Source organism: Chitinophaga flava, assembly GCF_003308995.1.
Classification (GTDB): domain Bacteria; phylum Bacteroidota; class Bacteroidia; order Chitinophagales; family Chitinophagaceae; genus Chitinophaga; species Chitinophaga flava.
Genome location: NZ_QFFJ01000002.1, coordinates 3,878,381 through 3,895,745 on the forward strand (window position 1 = coordinate 3,878,381; position 17,365 = coordinate 3,895,745).

The window sequence follows — 17,365 nt, forward strand, 5'->3', positions numbered from 1 at the left end:
CGAATTATCAATTACGAATTACGAATGGAAAATTGCAGGAATTCGTAATTCGTATTTGACTACAGGGATTCACTAATAGCCCTGGCGGAGTCCTGGTGTACTATCAGAACAGGCAACATCTTTCTGGCCCATTCCTTCAGTGTTTCATCCTGCAGGTTATTGGCGGCGTTGTCAAAGTCCTTCACATCCTGATCATGGTGGTCCACCATCTCACGTATATATTCCTTATCAAAACGTTCCACCTTTTTCTGACTCCATTTATCGATAAAATTCTTTGATGCAGTAGACAATTCTGTCGGTAGTACAATTCCTTTTCTGCTGGCAATTGTCTTTAACTGATCATTGGCTTTGGTATGTTCTTCTACCATCATGGTGGCAAATGCTTTCACCCTTGGGTTTGCAGCCTTTTCCTGCGCCAGTTTCCCCAACTGTATCTCCATCATGTTTCTGTCGGCTGCGTCCACAGCAAACGCAGAAGAGGTGTCATCCACCTTTCTCATTGTTTCATTGAGAGCGTTGGCAGAATCTTCCGGTTTCTCATGTTGTGGATTTTGTCTATTGCCACAGGAATGCAACATCCATGCACCCAACAGCGCCGTTGCAAAAAAGATTGACTTTTTCATGGCCATTGAAATTATTGGGTAAATACAAGGTTTCTCCTCTCCCAGCATGCGACAAAAAAGGTACCATGTGCGGAGGAAGCTGCATTAATTTATTAAGGAAGAAGATGTAGTGAAGACAGGCTAACGGCCGGGAATGCTTTATTGTAGAAGCATTTCCTCAGTATGTAAAATAACCGGAAGATAAAAAACGGGGTTGATCATATAGTTGATCAACCCCTTATAAAATTATTGCTGGGTGGCAAAAAACTGGTAGATAACAATAGCTGCAATGATGATAGTGATAATAAGACCGGCTATTTTTATCCAGCTGTAGGGGCGGTCACCCGTCACTTCGCCAGTGCTGGCGTTGACTACAAAATGATACAGCTTGTTATCATAACGGTAAGCACTCAACCATACCGGCAGCAACAGGTACTTCAGTCCAAGGTCGTTATACCGTACGTTGTAACTGTCAATAGACTGCTCATCACCGCCGATATCTGAACGGATTTCATCCTGGATAACAGGGTCCATTCTTTTTTTGGCGATGGTCAGTCCCTGCTCTGCATTGGTCTGATAGAGCTCAGCCCTGAAACCGCTCAGATAGCGCCCATCGTAGGCTTTAAGCTGGTCCAGATGCCAGGGTTCCAGTATCTCTGCCATTTTACGGGGCAGCGAAGGGCTGGCAGTAACCAATACATCGCGGAATGAATTATCTACTACACCGGAAGTGTTGTACCAGGCCGTATGACGCACCTGACGGGTACGTGTCTCCGTTCTGCCATTCACTTCCTCTGTATAAGTTTCGGTAGTGTAATAATATTCTCCCCGCTGACCGCGATAGGAAGTCACGGTATTAGTATCATAACTCCAGTGAGGTATATACACCCCTTTCAGTTGCTGTCTGGAAGCATCTTTTACTTTTCTTACCATATCCGACGGCGCAAACCACAGCTTACTCATCCACTGCTGGAAATATTGCTGGGCTTCCTTATCACTCACCACGAAGGGCAATACATAATGTGGCTGCAGGATGGCAGTTGAAGTTCCCTGCTGCACTACCAGTGGCGAGGCACAGAAAGGACAGGCATCGGCCGTGACATTGGGGAGCATGGTAGTGGAGGCTCCACAGCTATTACATTTCACCACTACGGCCTGCTCTGTATTTTCTGTATGACCTTGCAGATCTGCAATAAAAGTATCATAGTCGAATGCATGAATACTTGCGGGGGCTGCATTTTCTTCTTCAATAGTATTCACTGTGCCGCAATACTCACATTTCAGGCTGTTGGTACCGGGGGCATAATGCAGTATGGCGCCGCAATTCTGACATTTCAGCGAGGATACTGTTTCACTTGTTTTTTCCTCAAAAGACATAGATGATAGCGGAAAATTTGTACATCAGAATAATGAATGGCGTATATCGTTCACGGATATACGCCATTCACTTACATTATTATCGGGAATCGGTTTAAGGCAGTGGTGGCGGTACGGTAGCCAGCACAGGGGCCAGTTCCGGTACTGTAGCGGCAGCGGCCCATGCGGCCATGCCTGTTTTCCATACCAGTGTTTGTGACTGTAAACCGCCGGATGCAGCCAGTTGTTTCAGCTGGTCCATATTGTAAGGACCGGCCTGTTTGCCTTCAACAGCTACATAAAACGGTTCTGTACCAGGCAACGGTGGTGGCATGCCAGGCCCGGCGGCAGGCTGCTGTTGCTGCTGATTAACCTGGTTGTTCTGGAACATATTTCCTACCTGTCCCATCATGGCAGCACCCATACCGGCACCCAGACCGGCAGCAGCCAGACCACCTGAAGGATTGGCAGCGGCTTTTTCCATGGCATTGGCAGCCTGGAACTGCGCATAAGCGCCCAGGTTACCCACGATACCCATGCTGCTACGTTTGTCCAGCGCCTCTTCCACTTCTGGTGGCAGGGAAATATTTTCGATGAGAAACTTAGTCAGGTCCAGACCCAGTTCATTAAACTCAGGTCGGATCTTATCGGTGATCAGTTGAGATACTTCATCATACTTTGCAGCCAGATCGAGCACTGGGATCTTCGCTTCCGCGATAGCATCCATACCGCGGGAAACAGCCAGATTACGCAGCTGCTCATTGATACCATCAACAGTATACTCTGGGTTGGTGGCAGCAACTTCCTTCAGGAATGTGGTTGCATCCTTCACACGGAAAGCATAGCTACCAAAGGCACGCAGGCGTATTGGTCCGAACTCAGCATCCCGGAGCATAACAGGGTTTTTGGTGCCCCATTTCTGGTTGGTGAACTGCCGCATGCTTACAAAAAACACATCTGCTTTAAAGGGGCTATTGAAACCATATTTCCATCCCTGTAAAGTAGTGAGGATAGGCATGTTCTGGGTAGTCAGTGTATACATGCCCGGTTGAAAAACATCGGCAATTTTACCTTCATTCATAAAAACAGCCACCTGCGATTCTCTAACCGTCAGCTTGGCGTTCATTTTTATTTCATTCTGGTAACGGGGAAACTTCCACACAATGGTGTCTGTGGACGGGTCTGTCCACTCAATAATGTCAATAAATTCATTCCGGAGTTTATCAAATATTCCCATATAACAGGTTTTTTAGAACATCACTGGTCAAATTTATAGAATTATTTATTGGAAATACTAATAATAAAGTGTTATAATTTCAGCAATCTGGCATTGATAGCCACAATTACCGTACTCACTGTCATCAGCACCGCACCAGCAGCTGGACTTAACAACACGCCCCAATGGTAAAGTACTCCGGCGGCCAGCGGCATGGTGATAACATTGTAGCCGGTAGCCCAGGCCAGATTCTGAATCATCTTACGATAGGTGGCTTTACCAAAACGTATCAGGCTTACAATATCCTGTGGGTTACTATTGACCAGCACAATACCTGCTGTTTCTGCAGCTATATCAGACCCCGAGCCAATGGCAATGCCCACATCCGCCTGAGCCAGTGCCGGTGCATCATTGATACCGTCTCCAGTCATGGCTACAAACTGCCCTGCAGCCTGTAATTTGCGGATTTCTTCCAGCTTCTGGTGAGGCAGCACTTCTGCGATATAACTATCAAGCTGCAACTGCTGCGCTACTACCGCTGCCACTTTTTTATTATCGCCCGTGAGCAGCACGGTAGCGATATGTTCTTTCTTCAGTGTCTGCACTGCAGGGAAAGACTCAGGCCTCAGCTCATCTGCCAGCACTACATAACCTGCAGGTTTATTATTAATGATCACATAGGATAAGGTACCGGTGCCATTCTGCGTCACTTCCGGCTGTTGCGGGAATTGTTCCTTTACATAAGCGGGGCTTACCACCATCACCTGTTTGCCTGCTACACTTGCCTGGATGCCCTTTCCCGCCATCGCCTGCATCTCTGAGGCAACGGGAATCTGCAGTCCCAGTGAACGGGCTTTGTCTACAATACCGGTGGCAATAGGATGTTCAGACTGCTGTTCCACTGCCGCTGCGAGAGCCAGTATATCTTCAGGAGAGTAACTGTTATCGAGTGTTTCCATCTGCACCACCTGAAACTTACCAATGGTGAGGGTGCCGGTTTTATCAAATACCAGCGTAGTGATTTTACGGGCATTTTCAAAAGCCGTTCTGTTTTTTATAAGCAGGCCGTGTTTGGCAGCCATGGTAGTGGAACGTGCTACTACCAGCGGCACTGCCAGCCCAAGAGCATGTGGGCAGCAGATCACGATCACCGTTACCATCCTTTCCATAGCAAAGGAAATAGACTGTCCATCTATACGCCAGTATGCAAAAGTGCTGATACCTGCTACAATGGCGATGAGCGTCAGCCAGCGGGCTGCCTTGTCGGCGAGTAACTGCGTATTGGATTTAGCCTGCTGTGCGTCATTCACCAGTTTGATGACCTGGGAGAGATAGGAAGATGCTGCGTTATGTGATACTTTTACGTGCAATGCGTGGTTGCCGTTGATGGAGCCGGCAATAACCCTGTCGCCTATACTTTTTTTCACGGGTTTTGATTCGCCCGTCAACATGGATTCATTGAGATAACTGCTACCATCAGTTACAGTACCGTCAGCAGCTACTTTTTCTCCGGGTTTTATCAGCACCACATCGCCGGGTTGGAGGCTATCTGTTTTCACTTCTCTGATACTGCCGTTTTCCACCAGATGCGCCTCCGCAGGCATCAGCTGCACCAGCAGTTCCAGCTCACGGGATGCTCCGGCCACTGACTTCATTTCAATCCAGTGTCCCAGCAACATGATCAGAATCAGTGTAGCCAGTTCCCAGAAGAAGTCCATGCCCCGTAAACCAAACAGGGTGGCCACGCTATAAATAAAAGCCACTGTAATGGCAAAACCTATCAAGGTCATCATTCCCGGGTTACGCTGGCGCATCTCAGACAACCAGCCTGAAAGGAAAGGCCACCCTCCGTAAAAAAAGATAATGGAAGAAAGAACCGTCAGCACATACTGATCACCAGGGAAGCTGATCTGTAATCCCAGCCAGTGCTGTATCATCTTAGACAGCAGCATTACCGGAACAGTTAATAACAATACCACATAAAACCTTTTACGGAAATCATTGATCATAGCATGGTGGTCGTGGCCCGCATGCCCTCCGTGTACTCCATGTCCTCCATGTTCCGTGTGGGCGTTGTGGTTAGTATGGTCCTTATGATGAGTATGATCATGATGTTCTTCCTTTTTCGTATGGTCGTGTACGTGGTCCATGGCCTCTTTATCGTGATGATCATGGTCCATGTGCATATGCATGTGCTGGTGTTTTTCCATAACTGTAACCGGTTTTAGGTATTACAACTGTATAGTTTAATTGTTGTAAAATTGCCGATTATATAGCCGGGAAATTTATATAATCCCTGGAAAGATTTACATGATTATATCATGGGATTATCTGTTGCATCCATTTAGCAGCCAGTACAGGCCATACCTCTGCAGCTGTATTTCCCGGGCGGAGTCCGTAGCCGTGTCCGCCTTTGGCATAAAAATGCAGTTCAGCCGGCGCACCTGCATCCCGCATAGCGCCAGCCATTACCAGTGCACTGTTACCATAGGTATCATCGGCGGTAGCGAAGATAAACATGGGAGGCGTTTGTTTGTTGACGGCCAGCTCCGGAGTGAGTTTACGTCCTTCACCCTTGTCGAGATAAGCCGGATAGATGAGCATACCAAATGCAGGGCGGGCAGATAACGAATCTGCTTTGTCTACCGGCGTATAGGTTTGTACGTTATATAGGGTAGCAGCTCTGGCGGTAAGGCTGCCACCGGCAGAAAAGCCCATCATACCAATTTTTTCCGGGTCCAGTCCCCATGCAGCTGCACGGCTGCGTACCACGCGCATTGCCCGTTGTGCATCCTGCAATGCACCGGTTTCTTTCTTAGGTACCCGGTATTGTAATACAAAGGCAGTATACCCCAGCTTATTGAGCCAGGCAGCTATTTCATAGCCTTCCAGGTTAATGGCCAGGATATTGTATCCCCCACCGGGGCATACGACTACGCCAACGCCTGTACGATGTGCTCCGGTAGCGGGATATACTTCAAGAACAGGATCGGTCACATCTGTCAGCCGGACTACATTCCTGCTGCCATCCGGCGTAACAACGGCCGGATGCCTGGCATCTGTTTCCCCAGGCACGGCGCCGGGCCACAGATGTATCTTTTCTTTCTGCTGAGCATAAACCATAGCGTACTGCGTAAATATCAGGATGAAGGTAAACAGCTGTTTCATAACGGGAAATTTGGGTATCAACAAATGTAACAAATGTTTCCTGCACATAAAAGGACTGCCTCCCTCTGCAAAATATTCGGTATAATCATCTTTCCGCAACACAATAGAAACAGCAAAGGCGCAAAGCTAAAGACACTTTGCACCTTTGTGGTTTGAAAACGATGAAATTATTTTATGCATTGCAGCCAGGCATCCGCCATCAGCTGTGCGCCCGCTACGCTTGGATGCACACCATCGGGTGTCCAGTAAACAGCAGGAGCTGATTGTTGGGCTTTATCATAAATAGCCTGGTAGGGAATAAAAGTTGCTTTGTATTTATCTGCCAATTCACGGGCAGCTGCGCGGTATTCATTAAACACAGGATACCATTTTTCATCTACAGCCTTTACGCCTTTTACAGCAAAAGGTTCACCGATGATCAGCTGCAGGTCAGGCAATGCCTGTTTCGTACGATCCAGCAGTTTATCGTAGTCATCACGGTACACTTTGGAAGTACCTTTATAGTTTCCGTTGAGCGTATGCCAGAAATCGTTGACCCCAATCAGGATACTGAGTACATCGGGCTTTAGTTGAAGGCAATCAGTATCCCAGCGTTCTGCCAGCTGATACACTTTATTGCCGCTAATACCTTTGTTGTAAAACTTCAGGTTATCGCCAGCCCGCTTCAGCAACAGGGAAGCCGCTGCCAGATGCGGATATCCGCCTCCCAGCGCCTGACCGTTGTTAGGATCGGCTGCTTCCCGCTTGCGGCCCACATCTGTAATGGAATCCCCCTGAAAAAGGACCACACCTTCTTTTTTGATAGTTATTTTTTTGATTTTATCCGCCACCACAGCAGCAGACACTATCTGAGGGATGCTAATAGCAGCAAGGCTCCCCAGGGAAACGTTTTTAAGGAAGTTTCGACGGTTCGAGTGATTCATAACGGATTTTTAAAATGATGAAGGCTTTACAGGCACGCCCGTAAAGCCTTAAATCTATAAAAAGATTCTGATTTTTTATACAAACGAGCTGATACCGGTAATAGCGCGGCCTACAATCAGCGAGTTGATTTCCTTGGTGCCTTCGTAAGAATATATGGCTTCTGCATCTGCTACAAAACGAGCCACATTATATTCCAGCAGGATACCGTTGCCGCCCATTACTTCCCTTGCCCCTCTTACCACATCCCTTGTACGCAATGTACAGAACACTTTTGCCAGGGAGGCATGTTCATCTTTCAGCCCTCCTTCATCCTGTATCTCAGACAACCGGTATACCATTGTCTGCATAGCGGTGAGATTGGACAACATTTCCACCAGATGACCCTGTATCAGCTGAAAGGAAGCAATCGGTTTTCCGAATTGTTCACGGGTACGGGTATACGCCAATGCATTTTCATAGGCGCCGCGGGCACAGCCTACTGCCTCCCAGGCCACGCTGGCACGCGTCATGCGGAGCACCTTGCTGGTATCCCTGAAGCTATTGGCCCGCTGTAAGCGGTCGGATTCCGCTACGCGACAATCCTTCATCGTGATGAGGCCATTCTGCACAATACGCAAGGCCATCTTATCATGCATCTTCTCTACCGACAGGCCTGGCGTACCTTTTCGCACCAGAAAACCTTTCACCTGGTTATCATCCACATCCCTGGCCCAGATCACGATCACATCCGCAAAGGTGGCGTTGCCAATCCATTTTTTCCGGCCATTCAGTATCCAGGTGTCTCCTTCCCGTTTAGCCGTGGTCGTTAGACCACCGGCAGCACCGGAACCGACTTCCGGCTCTGTAAGCCCAAATGCCCCGATTGTTTTCAGCTGCTGCATACCAGGCAACCATTCATCTTTCTGCGCTTCAGAACCCAACATATAAATGGACCCCATCGACAACCCGCTCTGCACCCCAAAAAACGTAGCGATGGATGCATCCACCCTGGCCATTTCCATCGCAATAATCCCTTCCATCAGATAAGAACGGTTGGGACATCCATAACCATCATAGGTAACACCACAGATATTCAGCTCCCTGAACTTCGGGATAATTTCAAACGGAAATTCTGCTTTCATCCAGTACTCATTAACAATAGGCTGAATCTCCTTCTCCATAAAAGCACGCACCTTCAGCTGCAATGCCCGGTCTTCTGCATTCAGCCTGCTGCTCAGGTCATAAAAATCCCCGTCAATCGGCGGTAATTTTTTCTTTCCTCCTCTGCTGGTAAGCATCTTCATCAAACCATTCAACTGCTGGTCATCCATTTTAGCAACAGTAGCCATCACCTGCGACAGGTCTACCTTCTCAGACAGTTTCGCCAGCATTTTGAAATCGATGCTCTTCAGCAGATGATAGGCATTCTTCAATTTTGAAAATGTTCCGGACATACTACATGGTTTTATGTGAAAATACGAATTGCGGGCCAAAGATGGAAAGAGGTTGTCATCCTTTCCGCCCCTGGCCCGCATCAGTTTAAAAGAAAAGTATTTATTATTCCCGGAACTTGCCTTCCGGTGTTATCTGCAGTATTTTATCCTTGAGGCGAATAGTAGCAGGGCCTTTTAACAACGTCTTTTTATCCGGGTCAGGATCCGACTCACCTTCGACAGTGGTTTTATCTTTTGCCGATGCTTTTTCATAAGACACCTTTTTCAGCGTATTGTATATTACGTGATGATCCAGCACATGCAATTCAGCATCTACGGTATATAACTCTACCAGTTGTTCCTGACCATTATCATAAACGTGTACCCGTACATAGATATTTTTTTCCTGAGGAATCGTAAACAGAGGCTGGTCAAGCTCTGTATCAGGCTTGTCTGCATCTTTTCTCCTGGAGACCAGCATCTCCTTCAGATTTGCCGTTGAGAAATCACTGCTATTGTATTCCCTGGCTTTTAATTCCCGTACCAGTTTTCCTTCGGCATCGGGCCTGTAAATAACCTTATCTGATACCATTGATGTAAAATAAAAAACATCTCCCATCTGATCCTCATTGGACTCCTCCGTTACACTGATGGTGCCATCAGCAGCAATGGCAGCGTTTTTACTGGCATCATAAAGGCCTTCTGAAGCGTAAATTCCATTGAGCCGTACCCGTCCGGTTTCCTTTCCATCAGATGTATAGGCAATCAATTGTACAGTAGAATCCCTCTCTGCTTCATCTCCATACATCTGCGCAGCAGCATAAAGGAGGTAAATCCTTTTGCCAGGCAAAGGAATTTTACCATAATGGTAAAATCTGATATCATTAAAATAAAGCACATCGCTGAAATCAAAGTAAGGTGTAAGCAGCGACAGTGGCTTTAGTTGGGCCAGGTCCGGCATGGTGATGTTTAACGGGGTTGTCAGCACATTAAAACGTCCGGTGAATGCATCAAAAGATTCCGTTTCCTGCGGAATAACAGTGACCTCGCCCCGCTGGTTTATCTTATACTGTTTCATCCTCGCTTTATTTTCGCCGGTATCGTCTCCTCCTTTACGGACAGTATACCAGATCTCTTTCACGAGTACAATGGAGTCATTATTCATCTCCGGCCATTTGTGCAGGTAATTGGATTCATCTTCACGGGTCTCCTGTTTTTCGCGGCCTATTTCCTGCCTGGCAATTTCTTTACCATCAGGTGTATAGGTGAGCAACAGAGTAACAGAACCGGATTCCTTCTCATTTGTTTCGCACCAGGCGATTATAGCCATATAACTTTTACTTCGGGAGAGTATGCCGGCAGAGATTTTTTTAAAGCCCCCAGCGGCAAAGGGACCGGGGTTATTCGTAACATCTTCCAGGGAATAAATATCGATTGGCTTCTCGATCACCTTCAGGGCCTTCGACCAGGCATGAAAATTAAAGGGTACTGTTTTGACCGTATCTGCATGCTCTTCCGTAGTGGCATGACCGTTATTGGTATTACATGACAAACATGCCATCAAAGGCAAAAGGATTAACATACTTGCTAATCTTTTCATAGGGAAGGTGTTTTGGGGTGGCAATATAATAAATTACGGGCACGAATACACGGGAAGATAAGATCAGCAGGATTATTTTACAGGATTATCAGGGGGGAAGATGATAAACGCCTGATAATCCTGCTGATCACTTAGTATTGCTTAGTCCTGCACAATTAAGAAGTCCTTACGCAGCCTGATGTCTTCTGAGGAACTACCGATCAATACCTCAAACTCGCCCGGCTCCACAGTGTAGTTCATATTTTTGTCCAACAGGGCCAGGTGTTCCGGATGGAGTGTAAAGTTGACAGTTTTCTTTTCACCCGGCTCCAGAGAAATCCGCTCGAAGCCACGCAGCTGCATCACATAGGTTGTCACGCTACTTACTTTATCTTTGACATAGAGCTGTACCACTTCATCCCCTTTTCGTTTGCCCGTATTGGTTACCTCCACACTTACCTGAATGTCCCCCTGTGAATGTTGTTTTTCAGGAGACACTACCAGGTTGCCGTATGCGAAGGAGGTATAACTGAGGCCATAACCGAAAGGATACAGGGCACCATTCACGCTGGTGCGGCCAAAACCATTGTTCCCGGATGATGGCTGGTCTGCATGTGAACCAGGTTTGACGGGGAAATTGAGTTCTATCTGTCCCAGCGATTTAGGGAAAGTAACAGACAAACGGCCACCGGGATTGTAATCACCGAAAAGTGTTTCTGCAATAGCGGTACCGCCCTGAGGGCCGGGGAACCAGGCTTCCAGGATAGCAGGCAGGTTTTGCTGTTCCCAGTTAATCGTCAGTGGTTGTCCGTTGATCAGCACCGCGATTACCGATTTACCGGTAGCGTGGAGGGCCTGCAGCAACTGCAGTTGTCTGCCAGGCAGTGAGAGATCAGTGCGGGAAAGACTCTCTCCCACTCTTTTTTCATCCTCGCCCACCACAGCGATCACCACATCTGACTTACGGGCCAATTCCACCACTTCAGTGATAGCCGCCTGTTCGCTGGCATCCAATGGTGTAGGAATGATTTCCGTGCCTGGCCATCCCGGATTCACGATATCGCATCCTTTAGCATACATCACGTTCACCCCCTTGCCTGCCTGCTGACGGATACCATCCAGCACCGTAGTAACAGGATTATTAGAAGGGCCGTAGCGGCTGATTGCATGGGTAGACGCTGCCGCCAGCGGACCCGTAACAAGGATATTTTTGAGCTGCTTTTTATCCAGGGGTAATGTTTCTTTTTCATTTTTAAGCAGCACCAGGGATTCGCGGTTCAGTTGCAGGGCAAAGGCTTCGTCATCAGGTGTGTGTACACCTTTGTCGGCCAGCCTGGGATCTGCATAAGGCTTGTCAAACAGCCCCAGTCTGAATTTCACCCGCAACACATCCGCTACACGACTGTCGAGCGTTTTCATAGACAGCCGGCCTTCTTTCACCAGTTCCCGCAGAGGCATGATAAAGTCTTCCGGCGGGGTGAAGTTAGTACGTACATTCAGTCCGGCTTCCACCGCCTGCCGAACAGCATCCTTATAATCAGTTGCCACGTGGTGTTTGCTGAAGAGATACTCTACCGCTTCACTGTCGGAAACAACATATCCATCGAAACCAAATTCCTTCCGCAGCAGCTGTGTCAGGAAATAATAGCTGCCGGTCACGGGTTCTCCGTCCCAATCATTGTAGCTGCTCATGACGCCCATTGGATGGGCTTCCTGTATTACCCGGCGGAAGGGATACAGATAAATCTGATGCATTTCACGCGGAGCCACATGCGGATCGGTACGGGCATTGCCATCCCGGCCGCCTTTGGGCACGCTATATACAGCGTAGTGTTTGAGAGTGGCGGCCACTCCTTCGCTTTGCACACCCAGGGTCATCTGTTTGCCCAATTCCGCGATGAGGAAAGGATCTTCGCCATAACACTCCACTACCCTGCCCCAGCGGGGATCGCGGGCAGGGTCCAGGATAGGGACATATATATTGGTATATCCCAGCAGCCTGGCTTCGCGGCCGGCGATATGTCCGGCCCGGGACACCAGGGCTTTATTCCAGGTGCTGCCGATGCCGATGGGGGCGCAGAAAGGTGTGGCCCTGTCGTGGCAGAGGCCGTGGATGGCTTCATTACTGAAGTCAACCGGAATGCCCAACCTGGTTTCTTCTATAAACCAGCGCTGAACGGTATTGATGGCGTCTGTGTGTTTGCTATAGGGGAAGGACCACTGGGTTTGGGCCTTTTTATTAAATGGGAGGCTGTTAAGTTCCTCATCGATGTTGGCGATCCCGTCTTTCCACACTTTATTTTTCCATTCGGGAGTTGGCATTTCATCTTTCAGCACCCTGCCATAGCCATAAAGCGTGGCTGTCTGGCAGGTCTTTTCGTCCAGTGTCATCTGCGAAAGCAGATCGGCCACCCGGTTTTCCACCGGCTGTGCTGGATCTTCAAAAATGTCTTTTTTACCGTTTTTGTTAAAGTCTATCCAGCCCTGCCGGTAAATGGGTGACTGTTTCTGTGCCATAGCGGAACTGCCTGTCAGGGCCAATGCCAAGGCTATCGCGGAAAAAGATTTAATCTGTTCGTGCATGCTTTTTGTGCCATTATCAGCAGGTGCCTAAGTTACAGGCCCGGGCACCGGATTGCAAATAATGCCGAAAATTGCACCAGTATCGGGTAAGATTATAGAAATGATAAAAAAAACGGTTGCATAATAACTATGCAACCGGTGGTAACTAAAAAAACACAAACTAAAAACTGAAAAAACATTACAGCATATAGGCTTAGGCGTTATACTGATAACGCAGAAATTAGGGTATCCCCCTATTGAGGAAAAATAAAAAATACCTACATTAGCGGGGTTCAATTCATCATTAAAAACTCTTTGAAGGTTAAATGATAACATCACCTTCTTATCAAGCATATAATGAGCTTTTCCATTCCCTGTATAGTGAATTGTGTAATTACGCTAATAGTTTTCTGGACGATGATGCTGCAGCAGAAGATGTAGTACAGGAAACATTTATCAAACTATGGCAGAAACACCGGGAATTAATCGGTATTCCGAATATAAAAGCCTATTTATACAGAGCTGTTCGTAATAATTCCATCTCAGTTTTGCGAAAGCGGAGTGCTGAGGAGGCCGGCAACAAAGGCTTTGAATGGGTGGCGGATGTCAGTGATGATCCCGATGCCCTGGAGATAAAGGAAGCCAAGCCTTTTTATGAACAGCTGATTTATGAAGCGATTGCCAATCTCCCTCCGCAATGCAGGGAGGTGTTCACTTGTTGCCGCCTTCAGGGTATGACCCACCAACAAGCTGCCACCAAACTGGGATTATCAGCCAAAACGGTTGAGAACTATATGGGGAGGGCGCTTAAACTGCTTCGTAAATACCTGGGGCAGTATGGGTTACCAGGGATTTTATTTTTTTTGTTAAATATATTTAACAAATAATAGAGGGTATGACCACCTTTGCCCGTTTTAACATTAGAGCACACTGTAATTAACATGGATACCTACATATATGAAATAGTCGCCAAGCAACTGTCGTCGCAGTCCTCGCCTGAAGAAGAGGTTATCCTTCAGCAATGGAGGGATGCATCTGCGGAAAATGAGGCGGAATACCAGAAAACCCGGCAGATATGGCAGGACGCTCCTGGCCATCTTCCTCAGCAAAAACAATTTGATACTGCAGCCGCGTGGAACAAGGTAGACCGAGCCCTGCATCAGGCAGCGCCTGTCAGGACCATCCGCATGGCCACTATTAAATACGCAGCTGCTGCTGTATTATTAATAGCACTGACAGCCGGCGCCTGGTGGCTAGCCAGCCGTCCGTCCCTGAAAGTACAGGAACTGGCTGCCAATGATGGTAAAATCAAAAGCCTGGAACTGTCAGACAAATCCATGATCACCCTGCGCCCAGGCGCCAGGATCAAATATTCCGAAGGAGCTGAAAGAGTGGTAGAGCTCGAAGGCGAAGCCTTCTTCGAGGTTGCTGTTGACCCACACCATCCTTTCGTGGTAAAAACACCTAACCAGTCAATTGTAGAAGTATTAGGCACCTCCTTTACGGTAAAAACGGTCGATGCCCATACCACCGTTATCGTTACTTCCGGTAAGGTAAAACTAGGCATGGAAAACGACACATCCTCTGTAATCCTTACCAGTGGCCAGAAAGGCGTCTGGGGAGATGGTCAGCTCAGTTCTGCTGACAACGATGAGCCCAACTTTATGGCATGGAAAACCGGAATTTTGCAATTTAATGATCAATCACTTGTTGAAATATTGCCACAATTAGCCGACTTTTACGGGAAAGTCATCAGGATTGAGGATAGTTATCAGGCTACTGCTACCCAGCAGAAAGCTACGATCAGCTTCCAGGACCAGTCTTGTGACGAGGTTTTGCATGAATTACAACTTTTGCTTGGTTTCAACTACAGACAGGAAGGCGATACGATCGTCATCAGCAAGTAGCTTATTAAACCATTTTATCAGATATGCCTTTCATTACCTTCTGCTGATACTGCCGGCGGCTCATTTGCGCGCGCAAACCAAGCAGGACGCTATCCTGCAACGGTCTTATTCTCCACCGGCCAAAGAAGGTTCCATTCTCTTCTACATACAGGACATCCAACGCCAGACCGGCATCAATATCTCCTATAGCTCCAGTTTTCTGCATCTCAACAAAAAAGTACAGCTAACCGGCAATGAACACAGTACCGGACAGGTGCTTACCAGCATACTGCAAGGTACCGGCATTCAGGCAGCCGCTATCAATGGTAAAATCTTCCTGCTGCGGGAAACCTCCCAAACCCAGTATTATACCATCAGCGGGTTTGTAAAGGAAGAAAACAGTAAGGAGGTCATCATCGGTGCCTCCATTTATGACCCGGTCACCCGCAAAGGCACTATCAGCAACTCTTATGGCTTCTATAGCATCCAGGTGCCAGACAGTTGTACCAGTATCGTCTTCTCCCATGTAGGCTACGAAACAGTGACACAGCGCCTACCTCCTCCCGACGATGGCCAGCTCGACATCCATATGGAGCCACGCAACCCACTGCAACCGGTAGTCGTAACAGGCGACCAGGATTCCGTAACACTACAGGCCGGCTACATCAAAATGCCGGTAGGGTACGTTTCCAACTTCCCGGCCCTGCTTGGTGAAAAGGACGTACTGAAATCCCTTCAGCTTTATCCCGGCACCGGCAGTTCCCTGGAAAGCAGCAGCAACCTGTTGATACGCGGTGGTGGCGCCGACCAGAACCTTTACCTGCTCGATGGTGTTCCTCTCTATCATACCGGCCACCTCTTCGGACTGTTCTCCATATTCAATGGTGACGCACTGAAAGATGTGTCCCTGTATAAAGATGCCTTTCCTGCCCGCTACGGCGGCCGCCTCTCTTCTGTTGTGGATATCCGTACCAAAGACGGTAACATGAAAGGCTGGCATGGCAAAGCCACCATCAGCCCCGTATCCGCCAGCACAGAACTGGAAGGCCCTTTCGTTAAAGATAAAAGTGCCATGTTCCTGTCTTTCCGCCGATCCCTGATCGACGGCCTGTATGGAAGACAAATCACCAAACAGTACGGGAAATATGCGCTCTATGATGTTAACTTCAAGCTGAACCAGATCATCAACAACAAAAACAGGATCTACCTCAGCTTCTACAAAGGGCAGGATAACATGACTATCCCCAAAGACAATATTCCTTTCCCGCTTGCAGAAGATTATAAATTTGCCTGGAGCAACATCACCGCAGCACTGAAATGGACCAAGGTGATCACGCCCAAGATATTTACCAATACCACTGCCAGCTACAGCCGCTTTTACAACCTGTTTTCGCAAAGCGCCTACATTAAAATTTCTGGTGATGAATTGCTGATAAATGGGAAAGGCGTATCCAGAAACAGGGATATTGCCCTGCACAATGAAACAGAGTTTACCATCAGCAATACACAAAAGCTGTCTTTCGGCGGTGGCTATACCTATCATAATTTTGCGCCTACTGCCTATACGACGAATGTAAATCCGGGTGATGCCATCAAACGTGAGGCTCCCAAATATTACATGTCTGAATTTACTTTGTACGGGGAAGATGAGTTACGTTTCAACAATGATAAATTCATTGTGAGGCCCGGGCTCCACTTAGGAGCACTGGCACAAAGTCATTCTTTTTATTCCAGTCTCCAGCCACGCCTGATGATACGGTGGAACCTGCCGAATGCCCAGTATATTCAGGCTTCCTACGCCCAGATGACACAGTTCATCCACCAGCTGACTACCCCTGTGATCAATCTGCCCACTGACCTGTGGGTGCCCAGCACTGAAAATATCAAACCTGAACAAGCCTATTCCTACAGCCTCTCTTATCAGAAACAGTGGGACAACAAATGGCGGTTCAATGTAAATATCTACTACAAACAACTGAATGATCTCGTTGCCACTAATACGGCGCTCAACATCTTCGATAACTCCGATCTGTGGGAGAAAAAAGTAATCAGTGGCAAAGGCTATAATTACGGCAGCGAGTTATTACTGGAAAAAAACACCGGCAGGCTGACCGGTATTTTCTCCTATACCCTGGCCTGGGCCTGGAGGGAGTTTTCCCGTATGAATAGCGGTAGAATGTTCCCTTACAAGGAAGACCGCCGTCACAATCTGTCACTGGCACTCAAATACCGGTTGAAGCCAGGATGGAGTCTGTCTGCGTCCTGGAAATTCTCCAGTGGCGCCCCATTCACCCTCCCGGCACAGATATTCCCGGACTACGACTGGGGACGCAACATCAATGGGAAGCTGGATGAACGTTATTCGCCATTTTCCAATAACCAAATCAATTATCTGCCTTATATCACACGGCTCAACAATTTCCGGTTAAGAGCCGTACATCATCTTGACCTGGGTACCAACATTTACCTTGGGCGTACTAATGCGATCTACCATACACTTACGGCCGGCATCTACAACATCTATTCCCGTAGCAATCCGTTTATCGTGAGCTACGACCAGTTTGTTACTACAACCTATGATGAAATTTATCCGTTGCAGCTGTATCAGTACAGTTTATTCCGGACATTACCCTATATCAGTTACACACTCAAATTTTAGT

12 protein-coding genes are annotated in these 17,365 nt (G+C 47.7%); 3 read left to right on the top strand and 9 right to left on the bottom strand.

All coding sequences use genetic code 11. The annotated features are described in order from the left end of the window. Positions 1 to 59: 59 nt before the first annotated feature. The 9 genes from DF182_RS30605 to DF182_RS30645 form a co-directional block, all read right to left on the bottom strand. Positions 60 to 623, bottom strand: coding sequence for a DUF4142 domain-containing protein (locus DF182_RS30605; protein ID WP_161964324.1), 564 nt, complete (start codon positions 621 to 623; stop codon positions 60 to 62). Positions 624 to 848: 225 nt separating this feature from the next. Next, complete coding sequence (locus tag DF182_RS30610) at positions 849 to 1,979, bottom strand: zinc finger domain-containing protein (protein WP_113619552.1); 1,131 nt, start codon at positions 1,977 to 1,979, stop codon at positions 849 to 851. Positions 1,980 to 2,073: 94 nt separating this feature from the next. Further along, a complete protein-coding gene (locus tag DF182_RS30615; protein WP_113619553.1) occupies positions 2,074 to 3,195 on the bottom strand; it encodes an SPFH domain-containing protein in 1,122 nt (373 codons plus the stop codon). A 71-nt stretch (positions 3,196 to 3,266) separates the two neighbouring features. Next, the gene (locus tag DF182_RS30620) at positions 3,267 to 5,384 is read right to left on the bottom strand and encodes a copper-translocating P-type ATPase (protein ID WP_245957618.1); all 2,118 of its coding nucleotides are present in this window, start codon (positions 5,382 to 5,384) and stop codon (positions 3,267 to 3,269) included. Positions 5,385 to 5,493: 109 nt separating this feature from the next. Next, positions 5,494 to 6,342 carry an alpha/beta hydrolase gene (locus DF182_RS30625; RefSeq protein WP_113619554.1) on the bottom strand — a complete coding sequence of 283 codons (849 nt, stop codon included), beginning with the start codon at positions 6,340 to 6,342 and terminating at the stop codon, positions 5,494 to 5,496. Between the two features lie 167 nt (positions 6,343 to 6,509). Continuing rightward, positions 6,510 to 7,265 (bottom strand): SGNH/GDSL hydrolase family protein, encoded by a 756-nt coding sequence (locus DF182_RS30630; protein WP_113619555.1) that lies wholly within the window; start codon positions 7,263 to 7,265, stop codon positions 6,510 to 6,512. A 75-nt stretch (positions 7,266 to 7,340) separates the two neighbouring features. Next, on the bottom strand, positions 7,341 to 8,699 hold the full coding sequence (locus DF182_RS30635; protein WP_113619556.1) for an acyl-CoA dehydrogenase family protein: 1,359 nt from the start codon (positions 8,697 to 8,699) through the stop codon (positions 7,341 to 7,343). A 103-nt stretch (positions 8,700 to 8,802) separates the two neighbouring features. After that, positions 8,803 to 10,278, bottom strand: coding sequence for a hypothetical protein (locus DF182_RS30640; RefSeq protein WP_147243599.1), 1,476 nt, complete (start codon positions 10,276 to 10,278; stop codon positions 8,803 to 8,805). A gap of 141 nt (positions 10,279 to 10,419) precedes the next feature. Continuing rightward, positions 10,420 to 12,840 carry a glycoside hydrolase family 3 C-terminal domain-containing protein gene (locus DF182_RS30645; RefSeq protein ID WP_113619558.1) on the bottom strand — a complete coding sequence of 807 codons (2,421 nt, stop codon included), beginning with the start codon at positions 12,838 to 12,840 and terminating at the stop codon, positions 10,420 to 10,422. Positions 12,841 to 13,145: 305 nt separating this feature from the next. Between DF182_RS30645 and DF182_RS30650 the strand changes: the two genes are divergently transcribed. The 3 genes from DF182_RS30650 (at position 13,146) to DF182_RS30660 (ending at position 17,364) form a co-directional block, all read left to right on the top strand. Then, positions 13,146 to 13,706: an RNA polymerase sigma-70 factor gene (locus DF182_RS30650; protein WP_113619559.1), complete on the top strand. Its 561-nt coding sequence runs from the start codon at positions 13,146 to 13,148 to the stop codon at positions 13,704 to 13,706. A gap of 54 nt (positions 13,707 to 13,760) precedes the next feature. After that, entirely contained in the window at positions 13,761 to 14,726 is a 966-nt protein-coding gene (locus tag DF182_RS30655) for a FecR family protein (protein ID WP_113619560.1), read from the top strand. 64 nt (positions 14,727 to 14,790) lie between these two features. After that, entirely contained in the window at positions 14,791 to 17,364 is a 2,574-nt protein-coding gene (locus DF182_RS30660; protein ID WP_161964325.1) for a TonB-dependent receptor, read from the top strand. The last annotated feature ends 1 nt before the right edge of the window (position 17,365 follow it).

What these genes read in the sequence shown, in the direction of transcription:
- DF182_RS30605 (WP_161964324.1), bottom strand. Translation starts at nt 623, where the DNA reads ATGAAAAAGTCAATCTTTTTTGCAACGGCGCTGTTGGGTGCATGGATG.
- DF182_RS30610 (WP_113619552.1), bottom strand. Translation starts at nt 1,979, where the DNA reads ATGTCTTTTGAGGAAAAAACAAGTGAAACAGTATCCTCGCTGAAATGT.
- DF182_RS30615 (WP_113619553.1), bottom strand. Translation starts at nt 3,195, where the DNA reads ATGGGAATATTTGATAAACTCCGGAATGAATTTATTGACATTATTGAG.
- DF182_RS30620 (WP_245957618.1), bottom strand. Translation starts at nt 5,384, where the DNA reads ATGGAAAAACACCAGCACATGCATATGCACATGGACCATGATCATCAC.
- DF182_RS30625 (WP_113619554.1), bottom strand. Translation starts at nt 6,342, where the DNA reads ATGAAACAGCTGTTTACCTTCATCCTGATATTTACGCAGTACGCTATG.
- DF182_RS30630 (WP_113619555.1), bottom strand. Translation starts at nt 7,265, where the DNA reads ATGAATCACTCGAACCGTCGAAACTTCCTTAAAAACGTTTCCCTGGGG.
- DF182_RS30635 (WP_113619556.1), bottom strand. Translation starts at nt 8,699, where the DNA reads ATGTCCGGAACATTTTCAAAATTGAAGAATGCCTATCATCTGCTGAAG.
- DF182_RS30640 (WP_147243599.1), bottom strand. Translation starts at nt 10,278, where the DNA reads ATGAAAAGATTAGCAAGTATGTTAATCCTTTTGCCTTTGATGGCATGT.
- DF182_RS30645 (WP_113619558.1), bottom strand. Translation starts at nt 12,840, where the DNA reads ATGCACGAACAGATTAAATCTTTTTCCGCGATAGCCTTGGCATTGGCC.
- DF182_RS30650 (WP_113619559.1), top strand. Translation starts at nt 13,146, where the DNA reads ATGATAACATCACCTTCTTATCAAGCATATAATGAGCTTTTCCATTCC.
- DF182_RS30655 (WP_113619560.1), top strand. Translation starts at nt 13,761, where the DNA reads ATGGATACCTACATATATGAAATAGTCGCCAAGCAACTGTCGTCGCAG.